Genomic DNA, 19,828 nt, shown 5'->3' on the forward strand with positions numbered 1-19,828 from the left:
GTATTCCTGCATACTAAAGCGGAATATTGCCGTGTTTCTTTCTTGGAAGTGTGTCTACTTTGTTCTTCAGCATCTCAAAGGCCTTCATCACTTTGATTCTTGTTTCGTGCGGCATGATCACTTCATCAATATACCCCCTGGCAGCAGCTTCGTACGGATTCGCAAATCGGTTGGTGTATTCCGCCACTTTCTCGTCGAGCTTGGCAGCGGGGTCAGATGCTTTGGCGATTTCACCCTTGAAAATGATCTCAGCGGCACCTTTCGCCCCCATCACAGCTATTTCCGCTGTCGGCCAGGCAAAGTTCATGTCGGCACCAATATGCTTGCTGTTCATCACGTCGTAGGCACCACCATAAGCCTTTCTGGTGATAACCGTAACTCTTGGCACGGTGGCCTCCGAAAACGCATACAGCAGCTTGGCTCCATGGTTGATGATGCCATGCCACTCCTGGTCGGTGCCTGGCAAAAAGCCCGGAACGTCCACCAGCACCAGCAGTGGGATATTGAAGCAGTCGCAAAACCGCACAAACCTGGCAGCCTTGGTAGAGGAGTTGATGTCGAGCACGCCCGCCAGCGACGCCGGCTGGTTGCCTACAATACCAATGCTGCGGCCACCGACCCTGGCAAACCCAACGATAATGTTTTCAGCATAATTCTTATGCACCTCCATAAAACTGTCCTCGTCAGCTATTTCAGCCACCACCTCCCGCATATCATAAGGCTGGTTGGGGTTATCAGGCAGTATCTTGTCCAGTGCGGGCCGCTTCTCATCGGACGACTGGTAGTTAACTGCCGGAGCCTCATCCTCGCAGTTTTGTGGCATGTACGACAGCAGCTGCTTGATATTGTTGATGCACTCCACTTCATTGGCACAGGAGAAATGCGTCACACCACTTTTGGTTGAGTGAGTGCTTGCGCCACCAAGCTCTTCCGAGGTCACGTCTTCCTGGGTCACCGTTTTCACCACGTTAGGTCCTGTCACGAACATGTAGGAAGTGTCCTCCACCATCAAAATGAAGTCGGTGATAGCTGGTGAATACACTGCACCGCCGGCACAGGGCCCCATGATGGCCGAAATCTGTGGTACCACGCCAGAAGCCCTGGTGTTTCGGTAGAAAATATCTGCATAACCTGCGAGCGACACCACGCCTTCCTGTATCCTGGCACCGCCTGAGTCGTTGAGCCCGATCACGGGTGCACCATTCTTCATGGCCAAATCCATGATCTTTACGATCTTCTCTGCAAATGTTTCGGACAGCGACCCACCAAACACTGTGAAGTCCTGACTGAATACATACACCAGCCTGCCGTTCACATTGCCATACCCGGTGACAACCCCGTCACCGAGGTATTTCTCTTTATCCAGCCCAAAATCCGAAGATCGGTGCACCACCAGCTTGCCAATTTCCTCGAAGGTTCCTTCATCCATCAGGAGCTCAACTCTTTCCCTGGCAGTCAGCTTTCCCTTTTCATGCTGCCTGGCTATCCTGCCTTCACCCCCGCCCAGCAATGCCTGCTCGTTCAACTCCTGAAGTCTGCTAAATTTTTCGTCGGTGGTAGCTAAATGAAATTTGGGAGGTCGCTGTTCCATTATGTAGGGGTTAATTGCCAAAGATATTGTGGAATACGCTAAAAACGAACTCAAACGAACGGTATATGACCCACCGGTTAAATTTTGACGGTATATGCTTAGTGGTACGATAAAGTGTTATCTTGCGCCAATTTTTAGCACAGCTGAGGGACTAAATCATGAAAGTCGGAATCATTGACATGGGTACGAATACCTTTCACCTGCTCGTTGCGGAAGTGAGAGATCATGATTTCACCATCCTTTTTAAAGAGAAGCTGCTGGTAAGAATTGGCGAAGGTGGTATTTCACATGGTCTGATTACGGAGGAAGCCACGCAAAGGGCGCTGAAAGCGCTGGAAAGATTCAACGAAGTGCTAAAGGCTGAAAAAGTAGATGAAGTTTTTGCCACAGCCACGAGTGCCATCCGAAATGCAAAGAACGGTGCAGAGTTTGCTGACAGGGTTCAGCGTGAGTTGGGCATCGAAGTCCGGATTATCTCTGGGGACGAAGAAGCCGAAACAATCTATTACGGCGTAAAAAAGGCCATTCCTATGAGCGATGAGCCTGTGCTCATCATGGACATTGGCGGTGGCAGCATTGAGTTCATCATCGGCAATCAGTCGGAGATCTTCTGGAAGCGAAGCTTTGAAATAGGCGGCCAGCGCCTCATTGACCAGTTCCACAGCCACGACCCCATTCTGCCAGAAGAGGTGATACGGCTACAGAGCTACCTGGCCATGAACCTCGAGCCGCTCTTCGAAGCATGCCAAACATACAAACCACAAACCCTTGTGGGCTCATCAGGCACCTTCGATACACTGAGCGACATTTACATGCTCGATAATAAAATCGAAAAGAATCCACTCGACACCGAATTTCCCTTTACGTTAGATGCATTCGAGGGCATTTATGAGAAGATGATCACTTTCAACAGACAGGAAAGAATGAACGTACCTGGCATGATCGAGATGCGGGTCGACATGATTGTGGTAGCGAGCATCCTCATTCACTTTGTTAACCAAAAGCTCGACATCAAAAACATCCGGGTTTCTGCCTATGCTTTGAAAGAAGGCGTCCTTCTGAAGACCATCCATTCTCTCTACAAAAAGAGGGTATAATCCAACGTAGTTTAGTTAAGAGGTTTGGAATCCCATTTCCATTTTTACCCCGGCCTAAAGGGAGACTAAATGATGATTAGCATCCCTTTAGGGAAGAGAAGGGTAGAATGCTCTTAACTAAACGACGTTGAGTTAAAATTCCTTAGAAATTTCCTGGTCAAATATTCTGTTTCTGATTGGGTAGCACCTCTTCTATCTCTATTTTTACCCCCCAGAAATCAGACCACATGTTTACATATCAGCATTTACTTTCCTTCACAGAAAACATACTTCTTGCCATCGGGCATTCTAAGAAAGACGCCACCCTCGGAGCTAAAGTACTCCTCAGTGCCGACCTCCGAGGAGTTGACTCCCATGGTGTAGCCCGTCTTTCAGGCTATGTGAGGCTTTGGGAGGCCAAAAGAGTGAACGCCACCCCAAACATTAAGATCGTGCACGAAACACCTTCAACGGCAGTTGTAGACGGCGACGGCGGTCTGGGTTTGGTAGTGGCTCCCTTTGCCATGAAAGTGGCCATTGAAAAAGCAGAGAAAGTTGGAACCGGCTGGGTATCAGTGAAAGGATCCAACCATTTTGGCATTGCCGGCTACCACAGCATGATGGCCCTGGAAAAAGACATGATTGGCATTTCAATGACCAATGCCAGCCCGCTGGTTGCTCCAACATTTAGCACTACCAGGCTGCTGGGCACTAACCCAATTTCGGTGGCCATTCCTGCCAAAACACAACCTCCATTTGTTGCCGACATGGCAACTACCACCGCTGCCAATGGCAAGCTGGAAATTCTGCAAAGAAAGAACCTTGAGGCTCCTCTCGGCTGGGTGCAGGAAAAAGACGGCACACCCACCACCAATGCCAACGGCGTGAAAGACGGCGGTGCGCTGCTTCCACTCGGCGGTGACCGGGAGCATGGTTCTCACAAAGGTTACTCACTTGGAGCCATTGTCGATATCTTCTCTGCGGTACTATCGGGCGCCAACTATGGCCCCTGGGTGCCTCCATTTGTAGCATTCCTCTCCCCTCCTGCCGATCCAGTGGGCGAAGGCATCGGGCACTTCTTTGGTGCCATGCGAGTCGACGCTTTCCGTCCGGCTGATGAGTTCAAGGAGCATATGGATAATTGGATCAGCACGTTCAGAAAAGCGGAAACGGTAAAAGGTCAGGAAAAAGTGCTGATACCCGGCGACCCGGAAAGAGAAATGGAAAAGGAAAGAATGGAAAGTGGTATTCCTCTTCTGCCACCCGTTGAAAAAGACCTGAGAGAGCTGGGCGAAAAACTTGGCGTGGCCTTTTAGAAGGTAAAGCCAACCCGTAATACTATGGGGCTGTTGTAAGGAGATCGGATGTCGTCGTATAACAGATTGTATAGTGCGCTTATCATAAAGCCACCGCCACTTCTTCCTATTGGCTGAAAAAGCCCACCGCCAGCAAACAAACCAGGCACCCACTGCCTTACTACATCGTCATTGGCATTGTAAAACTGTAGGTTGAGGTTTTCAAATTCACCATGTACAAAGAACTGGCGACCAATATTCCTTCTTACAAAGGTGCGCCATCCATAGTTTGAATAAGAAGCATTATAGTACTTGAAGTTGATGTACTGGTAGGTAACACCCAGCCCTCCTGAAAGCTTCGGTGTAATCATGTAGCCTGCCAGCGGAGAAAGGTCGACAAACGTCACAGAACCAAACTGAGCCCCAAAGTTGCCGCCGAGGTATACCCTGTCAAAGAAACTGCTGTTCTCCTGATCGTATTCCTTTTGGGCAAACGATGAAAACGAAATGAAAAATAGAATGAAAGCTGCGATTAATGATTTCATGCGGTAAACAACGTTGTATTCCGTAATAACACCTGTCTACTCTTCCGCCACTATGATGTATAAGTCCTCGGTGGGCTTTTTCATCATGTAGCGCTCTCTGGCAAACTTCTCGAGCAGGTCACTATCGCTAAGCAGCTCGTGCCTGTCTTGCCTTACTTCTTCAATTTTTTCCAGATAATACTCCTTCTGAGCCTCCAGGTCACTCAACTTCCGGCTCAGGCGTAGCTGGGTAAAAACATCGTTGGAGTCCAGGAAAAGCATCCAAATAAGGAAAAAGAAGGTGAAGAGGAAATAGAAGTTCCTCGTATAGGGGGGCAGATTCTTGAAAAACCTCGAAATCATACTGGAAATGTAGTCTATTTCCCAAAAATAAAAAAATCCCGGCAACATGCGAAGCGCACGACAGCCGGGATTTTATGCAATGGTCTTAATTATTTTTTAACAGGGAAATAAGCTGTTTCTCCCAATTCCTCTTCGATTCTAAGCAACTGATTGTACTTAGCCATCCTGTCGGAACGTGAAAGAGAACCAGTCTTGATCTGCCCGGCATTGGTAGCCACGGCAATATCAGCGATGGTAGCATCTTCCGTTTCACCCGAGCGGTGAGAAATAACAGCTGTCCAGCCAGCTTTGTGTGCCATTTCAATAGCTGCAAGTGTTTCTGTCAAAGAACCGATTTGGTTGACTTTGATAAGAATGGAGTTGCCACACTTCTCGTTGATCGCTCTTTCAAGGAACTTCACGTTGGTCACCAAAAGGTCGTCACCAACGATCTGGCACTTATGTCCGATTTTCTCGGTCAAAAGTCTCCAGCCTTCCCAGTCGTTTTCAGCACAACCATCTTCTATACTGTCAACAGGATATTTCTCAACAAGCTCAGCAAGGTATTCAACCTGCTCAGCGGTTGTTCTTACTTTGCCAGAGTCACCTTCAAATTTCTTGTAGTTGTATTTGCCGTCCTCATAGAACTCAGATGCAGCGCAGTCAAACGCAATCATTACGTCTTTTCCAGCCTTGTATCCGGCTTTCTCAATCGCCTTCAAAATATCGGCAAGGCCTTCTTCTGTTCCACCTGAAAGGTTAGGAGCAAACCCACCTTCGTCTCCTACGGCAGTGCTCAGCCCTTTGTCGTGAAGAATCTTCTTAAGGGCATGGAAAATCTCAGCACCCATTCTAAGCGCCTCGCTATAAGTAGGGGCACCTACAGGGCGGATCATAAATTCCTGGAATGCGATGGGCGCATCTGAGTGAGAACCACCATTGATGATGTTCATCATTGGCACAGGCAATGTGCTTGCGTTGGGTCCGCCTAGGTATCTGAATAGAGACTGTCCTGACTCTTGTGCTGCTGCCTTTGCAACTGCCAGAGAAACACCAAGAATAGCGTTAGCACCCAGTTTTCCTTTGTTTGGCGTGCCGTCAAGCTCAATCATTATCTTGTCGATAAGCTTCTGGTCGAAAACACTAAGGCCAATCAGTTCGCCGGCTATTTTCTCGTTCACGTTTTCGACAGCCTTTAGCACACCTTTTCCAAGGTATTTCGACTTGTCACCGTCTCTAAGCTCCACGGCCTCGTGTGTGCCTGTAGAAGCACCAGAGGGCACCGCCGCTCTGCCCATAATTCCATTTTCGGTGTAGACATCTACCTCAATGGTAGGATTGCCCCTGGAGTCAAGAATCTGCCTTGCGTGAATTCCTTCAATTAAACTCATTATGTTTTTAGTTTAGATGTTCAACGAACTGATCAAATAAATACCTGGAGTCGTGCGGCCCCGGAGAAGATTCCGGATGGTACTGCACAGAAAATACTTTCTTGCCTTTCAATTTCATGCCAGCCACTGAGCTGTCGTTCAAATGTATGTGCGTTAGCTCAGCAACGGAAGAGCTTTTCAGCTCGTCCATGTTTACTGCAAACCCATGGTTTTGCGAAGTAATCTCGCTCTTCCCTGACACCAGGTTCTTCACTGGGTGATTAAGTCCTCTATGGCCATGGTGCATCTTAAAGGTGCTGATACCACAAGCAAGCGCTAAAATCTGATGACCAAGACATATACCGAACAACGGTTTGTCCGCTGCAAGAATTTCTTTTACTGTGGTGACGGCGTAGTCCATCACTGAAGGGTCGCCAGGGCCGTTTGATACAAAATACCCTGTTGGCTGCCATGCCTCCATTTCCTTGAAGGTGGTTTGCGCAGGAAACACTTTACAATATATGCCTCGGGCTGCCATGTTCTTGAGAATCGATTGCTTAATCCCGAGATCAAGCACCGCTACTTTCATTTTGCTATTTTCATCACCGTAGGTATAGGCTTCCTTCGTAGTCACTTTAGAAGACAATTCAAGCTTTTCCATTGACGGCACCTGCTTAAGCTTAGCCATCAATTCTGCCTTGTCAAAAATCTCGGAAGAGATTATCGCATTCATGGCTCCCTTGCTCCTTATGTGCCTGACGAGGCTCCTGCTGTCAAGTCCCGAAATACCGACCGTGTTGTTTTTAATGAAATAGTTGTTCAAACTCGAATCAGCCGTTTTGCGGCTAAACAACTTCGAAAACTCATTCACAACCACCCCGCTGATTTTAGGTGTAGCCGATTCCTGTTCATCCACATTCACTCCATAGTTCCCAATGTGAGAAGTGGTGTTCACCACAATCTGGCCGAAGTATGACGGATCAGTATAAATCTCCTGATAGCCGGTCATGCCTGTGTTAAAGCAAATCTCCCCTCCGCTCGTTCCAATTTTACCGATAGCGTCGCCCTCGTACAAGGTTCCGTCTTCCAGAAGTAAAACAGCACGTGGATTCGGTGTGTATTTCATGTGTATGCAGCGTTTACCTTTGTATAACTAGTGTGATTTATTTGACAGCTTACCAGCTTTCAAAACTAATTAGCCAGCTTGACATTAGAGGCGAATAAGCAGGCACAAAAATAGAAAGAATTTTCTAAGACCCACCGCTTCAAAACAAAAAAGGGTTGACAAAAGCCAACCCTTTCAATTGAAATATTCTATTTTCTAATTATTTCTTCTCTTCTTCGGTTGAGTCGTCAGCGCTGGCCTCATCAGTACCTTCTTCAGGTGCTTCGGCAGCTGCTTCTTCAGTAGTTTCAGCAGCAACTTCTTCAACAGCCGCTTCGGCCACCGGAGCTTCTTCCACAACTACTGCATCCGTAGCAGACGCTTTAGCTTCGTCAGCACCAGCAGCAGCCTTGCTACGACGTGTTCTCTTAGCCTTAGGCTTCGCTGTAGCTTCTCCAATCAGCAATTCATTGAAGTCAACAAGCTCCATCATACAAATTTCTGCATTATCACCAAGCCTGCTACCCAAACGGATAATCCTTGTGTAGCCACCGGGGCGGCTCGCAGTTTTTTCTGCCACGGGGCCAAAAAGCTCCTGCACAGAATACTTATTTTGTAGATAAGAGAAAACAATTCTTCTGTTGTGAGTAGAATCGTCTTTTGTCTTTGTGATCAATGGCTCAACATACTTTCTAAGTGCCTTGGCCTTAGCTACAGTTGTTGTTATGCGCTTATGAAGAATCAGCGAAGACGCCATGTTAGAAAGGAGCGCCTTTCTGTGGCTTGCTGTCCTACCTAAGTGATTTATTTTTTTACCGTGTCTCATGATAAATTAATCCTCCTCTAATTTGTACTTACCCAGGTCCATACCAAAAGTAAGCCCTTTCTCCTGTACAAGTTGTTCCAACTCAGCAAGCGACTTCTTACCGAAGTTTCTGAATTTCATCATATCAGAAATTTCAAGTCTTACAAGATCTCCCAATGACTTAACATCAGCAGCCTTCAGACAGTTGTAAGCTCTAACAGATAGATCCAGGTCGTTCAGCGCCGTCTTCAAAAGCTTGCGCATGTGAAGCAGTTCCTCATCAACGGCATCTGGCTCCTTAGCATCAGCTGTTTCAAGCACCATGCTCTGATCAGAAAACAACATGAAATGTTGGATAAGTATGTTTGCTGCTCCCTTAAGAGCTGCTTCAGGGTGAATAGAACCATCAGTTTCTATGTCAAGAATCAACTGCTCATAGTCAGTCTTTTGCTCAACCCTGGTATTCTCTACGCTATATTTTACGTTCTTAATAGGAGTAAAAACAGAGTCAATCGGAATATACCCGAAAACCTGATCGCCTGATGGCTTGTTCTCATCAGCGGCTACATAGCCTCTACCCTTTTCGATTGTAACTTCTATCTCGAATTGTGCACTCTGATCAAGGTTACAGATAACCAACTCAGGGTTCAATACTTCGAATGAAGAAGTGAACTTGCCGATGTCGCCAGCTGTAAACTTAGCTTGCTTCGATATAGAGACAGTGACTTTATTGTCTACCATGTCAGCAATCTTCTTGAACCTAACCATTTTGAGGTTCAGAATGATCTCTGTTACGTCTTCCATAACTCCCTCAATTGTAGAGAATTCATGCAAAACTCCTGGTATTTTTATTGCTGTAATTGCATAGCCTTCAAGAGAGGAAAGAAGTATTCTTCTCAGTGCGTTACCAATGGTAACTCCGTATCCTTTCTCGAGCGGTTTAAAGGTGAAAAGCCCATGAAAATCATCGGCCTTTTCCATAACCACTTTCTCGGGCATTTGAAATGCTAGTATTGACATAGCAATAGAAAGTGTTTAATTGATAAAATTATTTTGAATACAATTCGACGATAAGCTGCTCCTTGATGTTTTCAGGAACTTCATCTCTCGATGGAGCTTGAATAAACTTACCAGTCATTTGTGAACCGTCCCACTCTAGCCAGCCAAATTTATTGGAAGAACGTGCTGCAAGACTCTCCGTGATAGCCAATAAAGACTTAGATTTTTCACGAACGCCTACAGTATCTCCAGCTGTAAGAGAATAACTTGGGATATTTACTACTTCACCATTTACAGTGATATGCTTGTGAAGGACTAACTGACGTGCTCCTCTTCTCGTTGGAGCAATACCCAAACGGTAAACAGTGTTGTCCAGTCTGCTTTCAAGAAGCTTCAACAGGTTCTCACCAGTGATGCCGTCCTTGCGTTGAGCAGTATTGAATGTCTTAGCAAATTGTCTCTCCAACAATCCGTAGAGGTACTTAGCCTTCTGCTTCTCCAATAGCTGGATCGCATATTCAGACTGCTTACGACGACGGCTTCTGCCGTGCTGTCCCGGAGGATAAGCCTTCTTCTGAAGGGCTTTGCCACCACCCAAAACGGGCTCTCCAAATTTTCTCGAAATCTTGGTTTTTGGACCAGTATATCTTGCCATTTCTTTCTACAGTCTTTAATTAAACTCTACGTCTTTTAGGCGGGCGACATCCGTTGTGAGGAAGCGGGGTCACATCTTTAATCACAGTGACTTCAATGCCAGCATTTTGAATAGTCCTGATAGCAGACTCTCTGCCTGATCCAGGGCCTTTCACAAATACTTCCACCTTGCGGAGTCCTTGATCATATGCCTTAGCTGCACAGTCTTGTGCTGCTACTTGTGCTGCGTATGGTGTGTTCTTCTTCGAACCCCTGAAGCCCATCTTACCTGCTGAAGCCCAAGAAATAACTTGTCCGTTATTATTGGTCATCGCAATGATGATGTTGTTGAATGAAGCCCTTATATGTGCTTGTCCAACTGCTTCAACAGCTACAACACGCTTTTTCGCCTTGTCTTTTCTCTTCTGAGCCATTGCTAAAAGTTATTATTTAGTAGCTTTCTTCTTGTTAGCCACTGTTTTCCTCTTACCTTTTCTAGTACGGCTATTGTTTTTGGTACGCTGACCTCTAACAGGTAACCCTTTTCTGTGACGTAGTCCTCTGTAACATCCAATATCAAGTAAACGCTTGATGCTCAATTGAATTTCAGATTTCAGTACACCCTCAACCTTAATGTTCTCAGTGATGATCAAACGAACTGCGTTCGCTTCCTCCTCAGTCCACTCCGACACTTTCTTGTCCCAGTTGATCCCAGCCTCAGCAAGTATTTTCTGAGCCGTTCTACGACCAATTCCGAAGATGTAGGTCAAACCTATCTCTCCTCTTTTATTATCGGGAATATCAACTCCAGCTATACGAGCCATAATTAACCTTGTCTTTGTTTAAACCTAGGATTCTTCTTATTGATAACGTACACCTTACCATTACGGCGGATTATCTTGCAGTCTACGCTACGTTTCTTTACAGATGCCTTTACTTTCATGACTACTTATTTATATCTGTATACTATTCTTCCTTTTGTCAAATCATAGGGCGACATCTCCATTTTTACTTTATCGCCTGGCAAAATCTTGATGTAATTCATCCTCATTTTACCTGAAATGTGGGCTACTACCTGATGCCCATTCTCTAACTCCACTCTGAACATCGCATTGGATAGTGCTTCTACTATCGTACCGTCCTGTTCTATAGATGATTGTTTCGCCATATTATAAATTACGCTACAGCTACGTTTTGAGATCTGCCTTTTAATCTACCCGACTTCATCATACCCTCATAGTGTCTCATAAGAAGGTAGCTTTCTATTTGCTGTAAAGTATCTAAAATAACCCCCACCATGATCAACAGCGATGTTCCGCCGTAGAACTGGGAAAACTCTCTTGTCACACCTGCCATACTCGCAAATGCTGGCATAATAGCTACCAATGCAAGAAACAAAGATCCTGGCAGCGTAATTCTTGTAAGCACTCCATCTATAAATTCAGACGTTGCCTTTCCTGGCTTAATGCCTGGTATAAAACCTCCGTTTCTCTTCATATCATCACCAATCTGATTAGGATTAATAGTGATAGCTGTATAAAAGAAGGTAAAGATTATGATCAACGATGCAAACAATGCATTGTATTGCCACGACTGAAAGTCAGAAAACGTTGTTCCAATATATTGAGCGATATCGCTAGTGTCGGCCCAGATGCTTGCAATAAGCGCAGGGAGAAACATAAGCGACTGAGCAAAAATGATTGGCATTACACCAGCTGCATTCACTTTTAGTGGAATGTACTGACGCTGACCGCCATATACCTTATTTCCCACTACCTGCTTCGCATATTGAACAGGTATTCTTCGAACAGCCTGTGTCAACATAACAACCGCCATTACTACAAAGAACAGTGCAACTATCTCAAGCACAAGGATAAGCCCCTGACTCATGCCTCTCGACAGAGATTCAGCAATGATTGCTGCGGGGAACCTGGACACGATGCCGATCATGATAAGCATTGATATTCCATTACCTATGCCCTTGTCAGTAATTTTCTCACCCAACCACATACAGAAAATGGTACCTGCTGTAAGAATGACAATTGAGCTACCTGTAAAGAAAGTCCTGTTGGCCATCACAATAGCCTCTGCGGGAATAGTGGCAGTTAAATATCCGATTCCCTGAGCCAGCGTGATAAATATGGTCAATACTCTGGTATACTGATTAATCTTCTTTCTACCACTATCGCCCTCCTTTTGCAATCTTTGAAAATAAGGAACAGCCACCGTTAATAGCTGCAAAACGATAGAAGCTGAAATGTATGGCATAATGCCCAATCCAAATATGGAGGCATTACTAAACGCACCACCTAAGAAGGTATCAAGCAGACCAAATATCCCCTGGGCTTCGCCAGCAAGTTTAGATGGATCAATACCTGGAAGAACTATATAAGATCCCAATCTAAAGATCAGTAGAAATCCAACCGTGTTCAAAATTCGAATACGGAGATCCTCTATGCTAAAGATATTCCTTATGGTGCTAATAAATCGCTTCATTCTATTAAAGTACGGTTACCTTACCACCTGCCTTTTCAATTGCTTCCTGAGCAACTTTTGAAAAAGAACTTGCAGATACATCTACTTTTGCTTTCAACTCACCTCTGCCCAATACCTTAACAGTATCGTTCTTAGAAGCCAATCCATGCTCAATAAGCGTGTCAAGAGTTACCTCTTTTACTTTATAAGTATCGACAAGCGTTTGAAGCACGTCAAGGTTGATTGGTTTTGAAATAACCTTGTTTCTATTCTTGAAACCAAACTTCGGCACACGGCGCTGAAGTGGCATTTGACCACCCTCAAATCCTTTTTTCTTGCTATAGCCAGACCTGGATTGAGCACCTTTGTGACCACGAGTGGAAGTACCGCCCATTCCTGAGCCCTGCCCTCTTCCTATTCTCTTTCTACTCTGGGTAGACCCCTTTGCAGGTTTTAGTGTACTTAAGTCCATAATCTTAAAGAGCTTTAACTTCAACTAAATGAGTAACCTTAGCAATCATTCCTGCGATTTGAGGAGTAAGTTCCTTTTCGACAGAACGATTTATTTTTGCAAGGCCCAAAGCCTTAATTGTCGCCTTTTGAACTGCAGGACGACCTATTGTGCTTCTTATCTGTGTAATCTGAACTTTTGCCATCAGAATTATCCTTTGTAAACTTTTTCTAGTTCGACACCTCTTTGGTCAGCCACGGTGAACGCATCACGCATTTTTGTCAGAGCGTCAAAAGTTGCTTTTACCACGTTGTGTGGGTTTGACGAACCTTTTGACTTAGCCAAACAATCGTGAACGCCTGCACTCTCCAATACCGCACGCATCGCACCACCGGCAATTACACCTGTACCAGGTGCAGCTGGCTTAATCAAAACCCTGCCACCGCTGAACTTACCGTTCGATTCGTGTGGAAGCGTTCCTTTCAATATCGGAACCTTAACAAGGTTCTTTTTAGCATCGTCGATACCTTTAGTGATTGCATCGGTTACTTCATTGGCTTTACCCAATCCGTAGCCTACTACTCCATTGCCATCACCTACTACTACGATAGCTGAAAAGCTAAAACGACGTCCACCCTTCACTACTTTCGCTACCCTGTTAATGGCAACTACTCGTTCTTTAAGATCTATTTCGGACGCTTTTACCGATTTTACGTTTGACTGTGTCATGTTCAATTAGAATTTAAGACCACCTTCTCTGGCTCCTTCAGCAAGTGCTTTTACACGTCCGTGGTATGGGTAACCACCACGATCAAAAACACAAGTTGCCAAGCCGCTTTCCTTAGCCTTTTCAGCAATTTTCTTCCCAACCAATTTAGAAACATCATTGTTGATCTTTCCCTTCTGGCCTACATCCTCCGAAGAAGACGCTGCGAGTGTGTGACCACTCAGGTCATCAATTAGTTGAGCATATATTCCCTTGTTGCTTTTGAAAACCGAAAGCCTGGGTCTGTCAGAAGTTCCGCTAATCTTGTTACGGATTCCTCTTTTTATTCTTAATCTTCTGTCTCCTTTACTGGTGGCCATCTTAATTATTTTTTAGCAGCAGTTTTACCAGCTTTTCTACGAACTTGCTCTCCCACAAAGCGAACACCTTTACCTTTGTAAGGCTCTACTTTTCTTAGTGATCTGATCTTGGCAGCAACTTGTCCAATAAGCTGTTTATCGATACTTTCTAGACTTATCGTTGGGTTCTTACCTTTTGGAGTTTCAGTGTTCAACTTAACTTCATCTGGCAGAGCCAAAAATATATTGTGAGAGTAGCCAAGGTTTAACTCAAGAACGTTTCCCTGATGTGAGGCTTTGTAACCTACACCTACCAGCTCCAGCTCCGCTTTGTAACCATTACTTACTCCCTCAACCATATTAGCGATCAAAGACCTGTACAAACCGTGCATAGCTTTATGACGCTTTTGTTCAGTTGGTCTTTCAACAACCAATTCTGATCCCTCCAATTTAACCTGGATGTCAGGATCTATATCTTGTGTTAACTGGCCTTTAGGTCCTTTAACCGTAACAACAGTTTTATCTATTGAGATGGTTACTCCGGCAGGTACAGTTACTGGTTTTTTTCCTATTCTTGACATGACATCAATATCTTAATAAACGTAACAAAGTACTTCTCCACCAATATTCTGTGTCCTGGCCTCTTTGTCTGTCATTACACCTCTTGAGGTTGAAATGATAGCTACACCTAAGCCATTAAGAACACGAGGAATTTTTTCAACGTGAGCATACTTACGCAAACCAGGCTTACTTATTCTTTCAAGAGATAAAATGGCGTTTTTCTTCGTAACAGCGTTGTATTTCAACGCTATCTTGATAACACCTTGCTTATCATCTTCAACGAACTTGAAGTTCTGGATATATCCCTTATCCATTAGAACCTTGGTGATCTCCTTCTTGATGTTAGAAGCAGGAACCTCAACGATTCTGTGATTTGCTTTTATTGCATTTCTAACTCGTGTTAGATAATCTGCTATAGGATCTGTAACCATACAGTAAAATAATTAAGCCCTTTTTAACAGGGCTGCAAAGGTATAAATTATTTTCTTTCTTAACAATATGCCTTGGGCAAATAATTACCAGCTTGACTTGGTCACGCCTGGTATTTTACCATCAGAAGCCATCTCACGAAATGTTACACGAGAAATACCAAACTTCCTCATATATCCTTTTGGACGCCCCGTCAATTTACAACGGTTGTGAAGACGTACCGGAGAAGCGTTTTTCGGCAACTTATCTAAACCGATGTAATCACCTGCTTCTTTAAGTGCCTTTCTTTTAGCAGCATACTTTGCTACCAAATGCTCTCTTTTTCTCTCCCGTGCTTTAACTGATTCTTTAGCCATGTTATTTATTTTTTGATGCGAATGGCATTCCAAATGCCTTCAGCAATTCATAACTCTCCTCATCACTATTTGCAGTAGTAACAAACGTGATATCCATACCAGATATCTTGTTGATTTTGTCAATACTGATTTCAGGGAAAATGATCTGCTCCTTCACCCCTAATGTGTAGTTCCCTCTGCCGTCGAACCCACTGTCCTTAATTCCTTTGAAGTCACGAACCCTTGGAAGAGCAATTGACATCAAACGGTCAAGAAATTCGTACATCTTGTCACCACGAAGCGTTACTCTCGCTCCAATTGGCATACCTTCACGCAATTTGAAGTTAGATATAGATGTTTTTGCTTTGGTAGGAACTGCCTTCTGGCCAGTGATAGTAGTAAGTTCTTCAACTCCCACATCCACAAGCTTTTTGTCAGCTACAGCTGCACCAATACCCTTGTTTACCGTGATTTTGGTTAGCTTAGGAACCTGCATGATAGACTTGTACTGGAATTTCTCCATCAAGGCTTTCATGATCTCCTCCTGGTATTTCGTTTTTAATCTAGGACTAGCCATTGTTAATTACCTCCCCAGTTTTCTTTGCGTATCTTTGAAGTTTGCCCTTCTTGTCTTCTTTTCTCCCAACTCTTGTTGCATTACCAGTAGATGGGTCTACCACCATCAGGTTGCTCAAGTGAATAGGAGCCTCTTTCTTTTCGATCCCGCCATTTGGGTTCTGCGCAGAAGGCTTTACGTGCTTCGTAATAATATTACATCCTTCAATAAAGGCCTTGCTATCGCCAGGTACTACTTCCAGCACCTTGCCAGTTTTTCCTCTACTGTTGCCGGCAATCACTTTAACAGTGTCGCCCTTGCGGACATGAAGCTTATTAGGCTTTGAATTAGTTTTCATATGTTATAGTACTTCAGGCGCCAATGAAACGATTTTCATGAATTGCTTTTCACGAAGCTCTCTGGCAACAGGTCCGAAAATACGAGTTCCTCTTGGTTCGTCATTACCTGTCAATAACACAGCTGCGTTATCTTCAAATCTGATGTATGAACCATCTTTTCTTCTGATTTCCTTCTTGGTGCGTACAATGACGGCCTTGGAAACAGTACCCTTCTTCAAACTGCTTGAAGAAATGGACGACTTAACGCTCACCACAATCTTATCTCCGATTGAAGCGTAACGCTTACCCGTTCCACCTAGCACACGTATACAAAGTACCTCTTTGGCACCGCTATTATCTGCAACAGATAACCTGGATTCCTGCTGTATCATCTTATTTTGCTCTTTCGATAATTTCTACCAATCTCCAACGCTTCCTTTTACTTAAAGGTCTCGTTTCTGCTATGCGTACAGTATCACCAATACCACACTCGTCCTTCTCATCGTGTGCCAAAAACTTGGTTGTTTTACCTATGAACTTTCCATAGATAGGGTGCTTCACCTTACGAGAAACTGCCACAGTGATAGACTTATTCATCTTATCACTAACAACCTTTCCTGTTTTCTCTTTACGTAGATTTCTGGTCTCCATACTCCAATTATTTTGATAGCTCTCTTGAGTGTAGCTCGGTTTGAATCCTGGCTACAACTCTACGGTTGTGACGGATTCTCATCGGATTTTCAACAGGAGTAACAGCATGGGCGAACTTCAACTTTTGAAGGCTCTCTTTCTCTGCTGCGAGTCGTGCGTTTAGCTCCTCTACAGAAAGCGACTTTAGCTCTGAATTTTTCATTGTATTGCAGCGTAATCTCTTCTGACAATAAATTTAGTTTTTATAGGAAGCTTCTGAGCCGCTAATCTTAGCGCTTCTTTAGCTGTTTCAATGGGTACACCACCTGCTTCGAACATAATAGTTCCCGGCTTTACAATGGCTACCCAATACTCAGGCGCACCTTTACCTTTACCCATACGTACTTCTGCGGGCTTTTTGGTAATAGGCTTGTCGGGGAATATGCGGATCCAAACCTGACCCTCCCTTTTCATTGCCCTTGTAACGGCGATCCTCGATGCTTCAATCTGGCGTGAGGTAATAAAACCAGATTCCAATGACTTCAATCCAAAAGTTCCGAAAGAAAGTGTATGACCCCTTTGGGCAATACCTTTTACTCTTCCTTTTTGTTGCTTCCTGAATTTAGTTCTTTTAGGCTGTAACATTTGTCAGCTAATTAACTAGTTATTATTTTCTTTTACGTTTAGGAGCGCCGTCGCCGGGTCCACCTCTTCTTCTACCACCTCCATCACGTCTGTTGCCAGGGCCTCCACCAGAGTTACCACTGTTGGCGTCGTTTGTTATTCCTACGTTAGGGGAAAGGTCTCTTTTACCAAACACCTCACCTTTGAATATCCAAACCTTGATACCAATCTTACCGTAAACAGTCTGCGCTTCAGAAATTGCGTAGTCAATATCAGCACGAAGTGTGTGTAGAGGAATTCTACCCTCCTTGTACATTTCAGTACGTGCCATTTCAGCACCGCCCAAACGTCCTGATACCTTTATCTTAATTCCCTGAGCTCCCACTCTCATTGCAGAAGCAATCGCTTGCTTCATGGCTCTTCTGTAAGAAATACGAGCCTGCAACTGTTGAGCAATTGACTCACCTACTAAAAGCGAATCAAGCTCTGGTCTTTTAATTTCGAATATATTTATCTGGATATCTTTTCCAGTTATCTTCTTCAGCTCTTCTTTGATCTTGTCGACTTCAGAACCACCTTTTCCAATAACAACGCCAGGACGAGCAGTGTGGATAGTAAGTGTTATCCGCTTAAGCGTACGCTCAATAACTATCTTAGCAATTCCACCTTTGGGAATCCTTGCAGTTATGTATTTTCTGATTTTGGTGTCTTCAACCAATTTGTCAGCAAATGTTTTGCCTCCAAACCAGCTTGAATCCCATCCTTTAATGACTCCGAGTCTAAAACCGACTGGGTTTACCTTCTGTCCCATGCGTTTTACTTTTCTGTGTTTTCGGTTGCTTTTGTTTCAGGCGCAGCTGCCGCAGGTGCCAGGCTGTCTACAATCAGCGTTACGTGGTTCGAACGCTTTCTGATCCTGTGTGCTCTACCCTGTGGTGCTGGTCTCAGTCTTTTCAACATACGACCTGAATCAACAGATATGGCCTTCACGTACAAATCAGCTTCCTCAAGTTTGGCATCTTCGTTGCCCTGCTGCCAGTTGGCAATAGCAGACAGCAACAGTTTCTCCAAACGTGCAGCAGGATGCTTTGATTCATGCTTAAGTATAGTCAAAGCCTTATTTACACGTACGCCTCTGATAAGATCAACAACCAATCTCATTTTTCGTGGAGAGGTAGGAACGTTCTTCAACTTAGCTACTGCTTCCATATCCTTATCTTTTACCTTTATCTTTTTTGGCGATGTGACCCCTGAAATTCCTGGTTGGTGCAAATTCACCTAGCTTGTGACCCACCATGTTTTCAGTAACATACACTGGTATAAACTTATTTCCGTTGTGAACCGCAAAGGTGTGTCCAACGAAATCCGGTGAGATCATCGATCTTCTTGACCATGTTTTGATTACCGACTTCTTGCCAGCCTCATTCATGGTTTCCACCTTGTTCTCCAGTCTGAAATCTATATATGGGCCTTTCTTAAGAGATCTAGCCATTACTTATTTCTTTTTATTAGAGATGATTAACTTATCAGAATACTTGTTAGGGCGACGTGTCTTCTTTCCTTTCGCCAACAGACCATTTCTAGATCTTGGATGACCACCAGAAGCTCTACCTTCACCACCACCCATTGGGTGATCGACAGGGTTCATTACAACACCACGAACTCTTGGGCGTCTTCCCAACCATCTGTTACGTCCAGCCTTACCAAGCACCACGTTCATGTGTTCGCCGTTAGATGCAGTTCCAACTGTTGCCATGCAGACTGCCAAGACCATTCTCATCTCACCAGAAGGCAATTTGATAGTGGCATACTTTCCTTCACGAGCCAATAGTTGCCCGTAAGCCCCAGCACTTCTCGCCATTGCTGCTCCCTTACCAGGCTTCAATTCGATGGCGTGAATGATTGTACCAAGAGGAATTTTAGACATTGGCAATGCATTGCCAACTTCCGGAGCTACTGACTCCCCTGAAAACAAGGTTTGTCCTACCTGAATACCTTCAGGTGCCAGGATGTATCTTTTTTCGCCATCAGCGTAAGCCAACAAAGATATGAAAGCTGTTCTGTTTGGATCGTATTCGATTGACTTTACGGTAGCAGGAATATCATGCTTATCACGCTTGAAATCAACCATACGGTACTTCTGCTTATGACCACCACCTAAATAGCGCATAGTCATGCGACCTCCGGCGTTTCTGCCACCACTCTTCTTTCTGCTTGCCACCAATGACTTTTCAGGCACATTGGTTGTAATCATAGAATAGTCAGGCGCCATTCTGAAACGCTGGCCTGGTGTAATCGGTCTTAATTTTTTTACTGCCATTTTCCCGTTCCTTTATATTCCTGCGTAAAAATCAATTACTTCACCTTCGGCAACGGTCACAATGGCCTTCTTGTAGGCATCGGTTCTGCCTTCAAGCACACGTGACTTTGTATACCTGGTTTTTCTCTTTCCCTGATAGACCATGGTGTTGATATTTTCAACCTTCACACCATACATTTTCTCTATCTCCTTCTTTATCTCTACCTTATTGGCACCCTTCTTCACAACAAAGCCATACTTGCCTTTCTCGTTCATAGAAGACACCTTTTCAGTAACCAAGGGTTTTACTAATACGCTCATGGTC

The 19,828-nt window shown here is 44.5% G+C and carries 33 protein-coding genes; 2 read left to right on the forward strand and 31 right to left on the reverse strand.

Annotated elements, in window-relative coordinates:
• Positions 1 to 13: 13 nt before the first annotated feature.
• A complete protein-coding gene (locus tag RIF36_RS21195) occupies positions 14 to 1,591 on the reverse strand; it encodes an acyl-CoA carboxylase subunit beta (RefSeq protein WP_350122627.1) in 1,578 nt (525 codons plus the stop codon).
• A 158-nt stretch (positions 1,592 to 1,749) separates the two neighbouring features.
• Between RIF36_RS21195 and RIF36_RS21200 the strand changes: the two genes are divergently transcribed.
• Complete coding sequence (locus tag RIF36_RS21200; RefSeq protein ID WP_350095181.1) at positions 1,750 to 2,688, forward strand: Ppx/GppA phosphatase family protein; 939 nt, start codon at positions 1,750 to 1,752, stop codon at positions 2,686 to 2,688.
• 227 nt (positions 2,689 to 2,915) lie between these two features.
• Positions 2,916 to 3,983: an Ldh family oxidoreductase gene (locus tag RIF36_RS21205; protein WP_350122629.1), complete on the forward strand. Its 1,068-nt coding sequence runs from the start codon at positions 2,916 to 2,918 to the stop codon at positions 3,981 to 3,983.
• Here RIF36_RS21205 and RIF36_RS21210 read toward each other — a convergent pair.
• The 30 genes from RIF36_RS21210 to rplW all read right to left on the reverse strand — a co-directional run bounded on the left by RIF36_RS21210 (position 3,980) and on the right by rplW (position 19,824).
• Positions 3,980 to 4,507 (reverse strand): hypothetical protein, encoded by a 528-nt coding sequence (locus tag RIF36_RS21210; protein WP_350122631.1) that lies wholly within the window; start codon positions 4,505 to 4,507, stop codon positions 3,980 to 3,982. The two genes, RIF36_RS21205 and RIF36_RS21210, sit on opposite strands and share 4 nt — an antisense overlap.
• Positions 4,508 to 4,543: 36 nt before the next feature.
• A complete protein-coding gene (locus RIF36_RS21215; protein WP_151997971.1) occupies positions 4,544 to 4,849 on the reverse strand; it encodes an FtsB family cell division protein in 306 nt (101 codons plus the stop codon).
• Positions 4,850 to 4,938: 89 nt separating this feature from the next.
• Positions 4,939 to 6,219, reverse strand: coding sequence for a phosphopyruvate hydratase (gene eno, locus RIF36_RS21220; protein ID WP_350077483.1), 1,281 nt, complete (start codon positions 6,217 to 6,219; stop codon positions 4,939 to 4,941).
• A 7-nt stretch (positions 6,220 to 6,226) separates the two neighbouring features.
• The gene (gene carA / locus RIF36_RS21225) at positions 6,227 to 7,324 is read right to left on the reverse strand and encodes a glutamine-hydrolyzing carbamoyl-phosphate synthase small subunit (protein ID WP_350122633.1); all 1,098 of its coding nucleotides are present in this window, start codon (positions 7,322 to 7,324) and stop codon (positions 6,227 to 6,229) included.
• Between the two features lie 199 nt (positions 7,325 to 7,523).
• Entirely contained in the window at positions 7,524 to 8,129 is a 606-nt protein-coding gene (gene rplQ / locus RIF36_RS21230) for a 50S ribosomal protein L17 (RefSeq protein ID WP_350095172.1), read from the reverse strand.
• 6 nt (positions 8,130 to 8,135) lie between these two features.
• A complete protein-coding gene (locus tag RIF36_RS21235) occupies positions 8,136 to 9,128 on the reverse strand; it encodes a DNA-directed RNA polymerase subunit alpha (RefSeq protein WP_317487960.1) in 993 nt (330 codons plus the stop codon).
• Between the two features lie 28 nt (positions 9,129 to 9,156).
• Entirely contained in the window at positions 9,157 to 9,762 is a 606-nt protein-coding gene (gene rpsD, locus RIF36_RS21240; protein WP_350077477.1) for a 30S ribosomal protein S4, read from the reverse strand.
• Positions 9,763 to 9,781: 19 nt separating this feature from the next.
• The gene (rpsK, locus tag RIF36_RS21245; protein ID WP_151997965.1) at positions 9,782 to 10,174 is read right to left on the reverse strand and encodes a 30S ribosomal protein S11; all 393 of its coding nucleotides are present in this window, start codon (positions 10,172 to 10,174) and stop codon (positions 9,782 to 9,784) included.
• 12 nt (positions 10,175 to 10,186) lie between these two features.
• Positions 10,187 to 10,564 carry a 30S ribosomal protein S13 gene (gene rpsM, locus RIF36_RS21250; protein ID WP_151997964.1) on the reverse strand — a complete coding sequence of 126 codons (378 nt, stop codon included), beginning with the start codon at positions 10,562 to 10,564 and terminating at the stop codon, positions 10,187 to 10,189.
• A 2-nt stretch (positions 10,565 to 10,566) separates the two neighbouring features.
• Positions 10,567 to 10,683 (reverse strand): 50S ribosomal protein L36, encoded by a 117-nt coding sequence (rpmJ, locus tag RIF36_RS21255; protein ID WP_151997963.1) that lies wholly within the window; start codon positions 10,681 to 10,683, stop codon positions 10,567 to 10,569.
• A gap of 6 nt (positions 10,684 to 10,689) precedes the next feature.
• Entirely contained in the window at positions 10,690 to 10,908 is a 219-nt protein-coding gene (gene infA / locus RIF36_RS21260) for a translation initiation factor IF-1 (RefSeq protein WP_151997962.1), read from the reverse strand.
• Positions 10,909 to 10,916: 8 nt separating this feature from the next.
• The gene (gene secY, locus RIF36_RS21265; protein WP_350077474.1) at positions 10,917 to 12,236 is read right to left on the reverse strand and encodes a preprotein translocase subunit SecY; all 1,320 of its coding nucleotides are present in this window, start codon (positions 12,234 to 12,236) and stop codon (positions 10,917 to 10,919) included.
• Positions 12,237 to 12,240: 4 nt separating this feature from the next.
• A complete protein-coding gene (gene rplO, locus RIF36_RS21270; RefSeq protein ID WP_151997960.1) occupies positions 12,241 to 12,687 on the reverse strand; it encodes a 50S ribosomal protein L15 in 447 nt (148 codons plus the stop codon).
• Between the two features lie 4 nt (positions 12,688 to 12,691).
• Positions 12,692 to 12,871 (reverse strand): 50S ribosomal protein L30, encoded by a 180-nt coding sequence (gene rpmD, locus RIF36_RS21275; RefSeq protein ID WP_151997959.1) that lies wholly within the window; start codon positions 12,869 to 12,871, stop codon positions 12,692 to 12,694.
• A gap of 5 nt (positions 12,872 to 12,876) precedes the next feature.
• Positions 12,877 to 13,395, reverse strand: coding sequence for a 30S ribosomal protein S5 (rpsE, locus tag RIF36_RS21280; RefSeq protein ID WP_151997958.1), 519 nt, complete (start codon positions 13,393 to 13,395; stop codon positions 12,877 to 12,879).
• A 6-nt stretch (positions 13,396 to 13,401) separates the two neighbouring features.
• Positions 13,402 to 13,752, reverse strand: coding sequence for a 50S ribosomal protein L18 (gene rplR / locus RIF36_RS21285; RefSeq protein WP_151997957.1), 351 nt, complete (start codon positions 13,750 to 13,752; stop codon positions 13,402 to 13,404).
• A 5-nt stretch (positions 13,753 to 13,757) separates the two neighbouring features.
• The gene (gene rplF, locus RIF36_RS21290; RefSeq protein WP_151997956.1) at positions 13,758 to 14,312 is read right to left on the reverse strand and encodes a 50S ribosomal protein L6; all 555 of its coding nucleotides are present in this window, start codon (positions 14,310 to 14,312) and stop codon (positions 13,758 to 13,760) included.
• 12 nt (positions 14,313 to 14,324) lie between these two features.
• Positions 14,325 to 14,723 (reverse strand): 30S ribosomal protein S8, encoded by a 399-nt coding sequence (gene rpsH, locus RIF36_RS21295; RefSeq protein ID WP_151997955.1) that lies wholly within the window; start codon positions 14,721 to 14,723, stop codon positions 14,325 to 14,327.
• Positions 14,724 to 14,807: 84 nt separating this feature from the next.
• Positions 14,808 to 15,077: a 30S ribosomal protein S14 gene (gene rpsN / locus RIF36_RS21300; protein ID WP_151997954.1), complete on the reverse strand. Its 270-nt coding sequence runs from the start codon at positions 15,075 to 15,077 to the stop codon at positions 14,808 to 14,810.
• 1 nt (position 15,078) lies between these two features.
• A complete protein-coding gene (gene rplE / locus RIF36_RS21305) occupies positions 15,079 to 15,633 on the reverse strand; it encodes a 50S ribosomal protein L5 (protein WP_151997953.1) in 555 nt (184 codons plus the stop codon).
• Complete coding sequence (rplX, locus tag RIF36_RS21310; protein ID WP_151997952.1) at positions 15,626 to 15,970, reverse strand: 50S ribosomal protein L24; 345 nt, start codon at positions 15,968 to 15,970, stop codon at positions 15,626 to 15,628. The genes rplE and rplX overlap by 8 nt, the downstream gene beginning before the upstream one ends.
• Before the next feature lie 3 nt (positions 15,971 to 15,973).
• On the reverse strand, positions 15,974 to 16,342 hold the full coding sequence (gene rplN, locus RIF36_RS21315; protein WP_151997951.1) for a 50S ribosomal protein L14: 369 nt from the start codon (positions 16,340 to 16,342) through the stop codon (positions 15,974 to 15,976).
• A 1-nt stretch (position 16,343) separates the two neighbouring features.
• Positions 16,344 to 16,601, reverse strand: a complete 258-nt coding sequence (gene rpsQ, locus RIF36_RS21320; RefSeq protein ID WP_151997950.1) for a 30S ribosomal protein S17 — start codon at positions 16,599 to 16,601, stop codon at positions 16,344 to 16,346.
• A gap of 7 nt (positions 16,602 to 16,608) precedes the next feature.
• Positions 16,609 to 16,803: a 50S ribosomal protein L29 gene (rpmC, locus tag RIF36_RS21325; RefSeq protein WP_151997949.1), complete on the reverse strand. Its 195-nt coding sequence runs from the start codon at positions 16,801 to 16,803 to the stop codon at positions 16,609 to 16,611.
• Positions 16,800 to 17,225 (reverse strand): 50S ribosomal protein L16, encoded by a 426-nt coding sequence (gene rplP / locus RIF36_RS21330; protein WP_151997948.1) that lies wholly within the window; start codon positions 17,223 to 17,225, stop codon positions 16,800 to 16,802. Before rplP ends, rpmC begins: the two co-directional genes overlap by 4 nt.
• 22 nt (positions 17,226 to 17,247) lie before the next feature.
• A complete protein-coding gene (rpsC, locus tag RIF36_RS21335; protein ID WP_151997947.1) occupies positions 17,248 to 18,015 on the reverse strand; it encodes a 30S ribosomal protein S3 in 768 nt (255 codons plus the stop codon).
• A gap of 5 nt (positions 18,016 to 18,020) precedes the next feature.
• Positions 18,021 to 18,413 carry a 50S ribosomal protein L22 gene (gene rplV / locus RIF36_RS21340; protein ID WP_350077468.1) on the reverse strand — a complete coding sequence of 131 codons (393 nt, stop codon included), beginning with the start codon at positions 18,411 to 18,413 and terminating at the stop codon, positions 18,021 to 18,023.
• Between the two features lie 4 nt (positions 18,414 to 18,417).
• Positions 18,418 to 18,696: a 30S ribosomal protein S19 gene (gene rpsS, locus RIF36_RS21345; RefSeq protein ID WP_151997945.1), complete on the reverse strand. Its 279-nt coding sequence runs from the start codon at positions 18,694 to 18,696 to the stop codon at positions 18,418 to 18,420.
• Between the two features lie 3 nt (positions 18,697 to 18,699).
• The gene (rplB, locus tag RIF36_RS21350) at positions 18,700 to 19,524 is read right to left on the reverse strand and encodes a 50S ribosomal protein L2 (RefSeq protein ID WP_350122636.1); all 825 of its coding nucleotides are present in this window, start codon (positions 19,522 to 19,524) and stop codon (positions 18,700 to 18,702) included.
• Between the two features lie 12 nt (positions 19,525 to 19,536).
• Entirely contained in the window at positions 19,537 to 19,824 is a 288-nt protein-coding gene (rplW, locus tag RIF36_RS21355) for a 50S ribosomal protein L23 (RefSeq protein ID WP_317487968.1), read from the reverse strand.
• Between the last annotated feature and the right edge of the window lie 4 nt (positions 19,825 to 19,828).

This window comes from Imperialibacter sp. (genome assembly GCF_040222815.1).
Lineage (GTDB): Bacteria > Bacteroidota > Bacteroidia > Cytophagales > Cyclobacteriaceae > Imperialibacter.

Excerpts from the sequence above, each read along its gene's own strand:
- RIF36_RS21195 (WP_350122627.1), bottom strand. The coding sequence starts at position 1,591 with ATGGAACAGCGACCTCCCAAATTTCATTTAGCTACCACCGACGAAAAA.
- RIF36_RS21200 (WP_350095181.1), top strand. The coding sequence starts at position 1,750 with ATGAAAGTCGGAATCATTGACATGGGTACGAATACCTTTCACCTGCTC.
- RIF36_RS21205 (WP_350122629.1), top strand. The coding sequence starts at position 2,916 with ATGTTTACATATCAGCATTTACTTTCCTTCACAGAAAACATACTTCTT.
- RIF36_RS21210 (WP_350122631.1), bottom strand. The coding sequence starts at position 4,507 with ATGAAATCATTAATCGCAGCTTTCATTCTATTTTTCATTTCGTTTTCA.
- RIF36_RS21215 (WP_151997971.1), bottom strand. The coding sequence starts at position 4,849 with ATGATTTCGAGGTTTTTCAAGAATCTGCCCCCCTATACGAGGAACTTC.
- eno (WP_350077483.1), bottom strand. The coding sequence starts at position 6,219 with ATGAGTTTAATTGAAGGAATTCACGCAAGGCAGATTCTTGACTCCAGG.
- carA (WP_350122633.1), bottom strand. The coding sequence starts at position 7,324 with ATGAAATACACACCGAATCCACGTGCTGTTTTACTTCTGGAAGACGGA.
- rplQ (WP_350095172.1), bottom strand. The coding sequence starts at position 8,129 with ATGAGACACGGTAAAAAAATAAATCACTTAGGTAGGACAGCAAGCCAC.
- RIF36_RS21235 (WP_317487960.1), bottom strand. The coding sequence starts at position 9,128 with ATGTCAATACTAGCATTTCAAATGCCCGAGAAAGTGGTTATGGAAAAG.
- rpsD (WP_350077477.1), bottom strand. The coding sequence starts at position 9,762 with ATGGCAAGATATACTGGTCCAAAAACCAAGATTTCGAGAAAATTTGGA.
- rpsK (WP_151997965.1), bottom strand. The coding sequence starts at position 10,174 with ATGGCTCAGAAGAGAAAAGACAAGGCGAAAAAGCGTGTTGTAGCTGTT.
- rpsM (WP_151997964.1), bottom strand. The coding sequence starts at position 10,564 with ATGGCTCGTATAGCTGGAGTTGATATTCCCGATAATAAAAGAGGAGAG.
- rpmJ (WP_151997963.1), bottom strand. The coding sequence starts at position 10,683 with ATGAAAGTAAAGGCATCTGTAAAGAAACGTAGCGTAGACTGCAAGATA.
- infA (WP_151997962.1), bottom strand. The coding sequence starts at position 10,908 with ATGGCGAAACAATCATCTATAGAACAGGACGGTACGATAGTAGAAGCA.
- secY (WP_350077474.1), bottom strand. The coding sequence starts at position 12,236 with ATGAAGCGATTTATTAGCACCATAAGGAATATCTTTAGCATAGAGGAT.
- rplO (WP_151997960.1), bottom strand. The coding sequence starts at position 12,687 with ATGGACTTAAGTACACTAAAACCTGCAAAGGGGTCTACCCAGAGTAGA.
- rpmD (WP_151997959.1), bottom strand. The coding sequence starts at position 12,871 with ATGGCAAAAGTTCAGATTACACAGATAAGAAGCACAATAGGTCGTCCT.
- rpsE (WP_151997958.1), bottom strand. The coding sequence starts at position 13,395 with ATGACACAGTCAAACGTAAAATCGGTAAAAGCGTCCGAAATAGATCTT.
- rplR (WP_151997957.1), bottom strand. The coding sequence starts at position 13,752 with ATGGCCACCAGTAAAGGAGACAGAAGATTAAGAATAAAAAGAGGAATC.
- rplF (WP_151997956.1), bottom strand. The coding sequence starts at position 14,312 with ATGTCAAGAATAGGAAAAAAACCAGTAACTGTACCTGCCGGAGTAACC.
- rpsH (WP_151997955.1), bottom strand. The coding sequence starts at position 14,723 with ATGGTTACAGATCCTATAGCAGATTATCTAACACGAGTTAGAAATGCA.
- rpsN (WP_151997954.1), bottom strand. The coding sequence starts at position 15,077 with ATGGCTAAAGAATCAGTTAAAGCACGGGAGAGAAAAAGAGAGCATTTG.
- rplE (WP_151997953.1), bottom strand. The coding sequence starts at position 15,633 with ATGGCTAGTCCTAGATTAAAAACGAAATACCAGGAGGAGATCATGAAA.
- rplX (WP_151997952.1), bottom strand. The coding sequence starts at position 15,970 with ATGAAAACTAATTCAAAGCCTAATAAGCTTCATGTCCGCAAGGGCGAC.
- rplN (WP_151997951.1), bottom strand. The coding sequence starts at position 16,342 with ATGATACAGCAGGAATCCAGGTTATCTGTTGCAGATAATAGCGGTGCC.
- rpsQ (WP_151997950.1), bottom strand. The coding sequence starts at position 16,601 with ATGGAGACCAGAAATCTACGTAAAGAGAAAACAGGAAAGGTTGTTAGT.
- rpmC (WP_151997949.1), bottom strand. The coding sequence starts at position 16,803 with ATGAAAAATTCAGAGCTAAAGTCGCTTTCTGTAGAGGAGCTAAACGCA.
- rplP (WP_151997948.1), bottom strand. The coding sequence starts at position 17,225 with ATGTTACAGCCTAAAAGAACTAAATTCAGGAAGCAACAAAAAGGAAGA.
- rpsC (WP_151997947.1), bottom strand. The coding sequence starts at position 18,015 with ATGGGACAGAAGGTAAACCCAGTCGGTTTTAGACTCGGAGTCATTAAA.
- rplV (WP_350077468.1), bottom strand. The coding sequence starts at position 18,413 with ATGGAAGCAGTAGCTAAGTTGAAGAACGTTCCTACCTCTCCACGAAAA.
- rpsS (WP_151997945.1), bottom strand. The coding sequence starts at position 18,696 with ATGGCTAGATCTCTTAAGAAAGGCCCATATATAGATTTCAGACTGGAG.
- rplB (WP_350122636.1), bottom strand. The coding sequence starts at position 19,524 with ATGGCAGTAAAAAAATTAAGACCGATTACACCAGGCCAGCGTTTCAGA.
- rplW (WP_317487968.1), bottom strand. The coding sequence starts at position 19,824 with ATGAGCGTATTAGTAAAACCCTTGGTTACTGAAAAGGTGTCTTCTATG.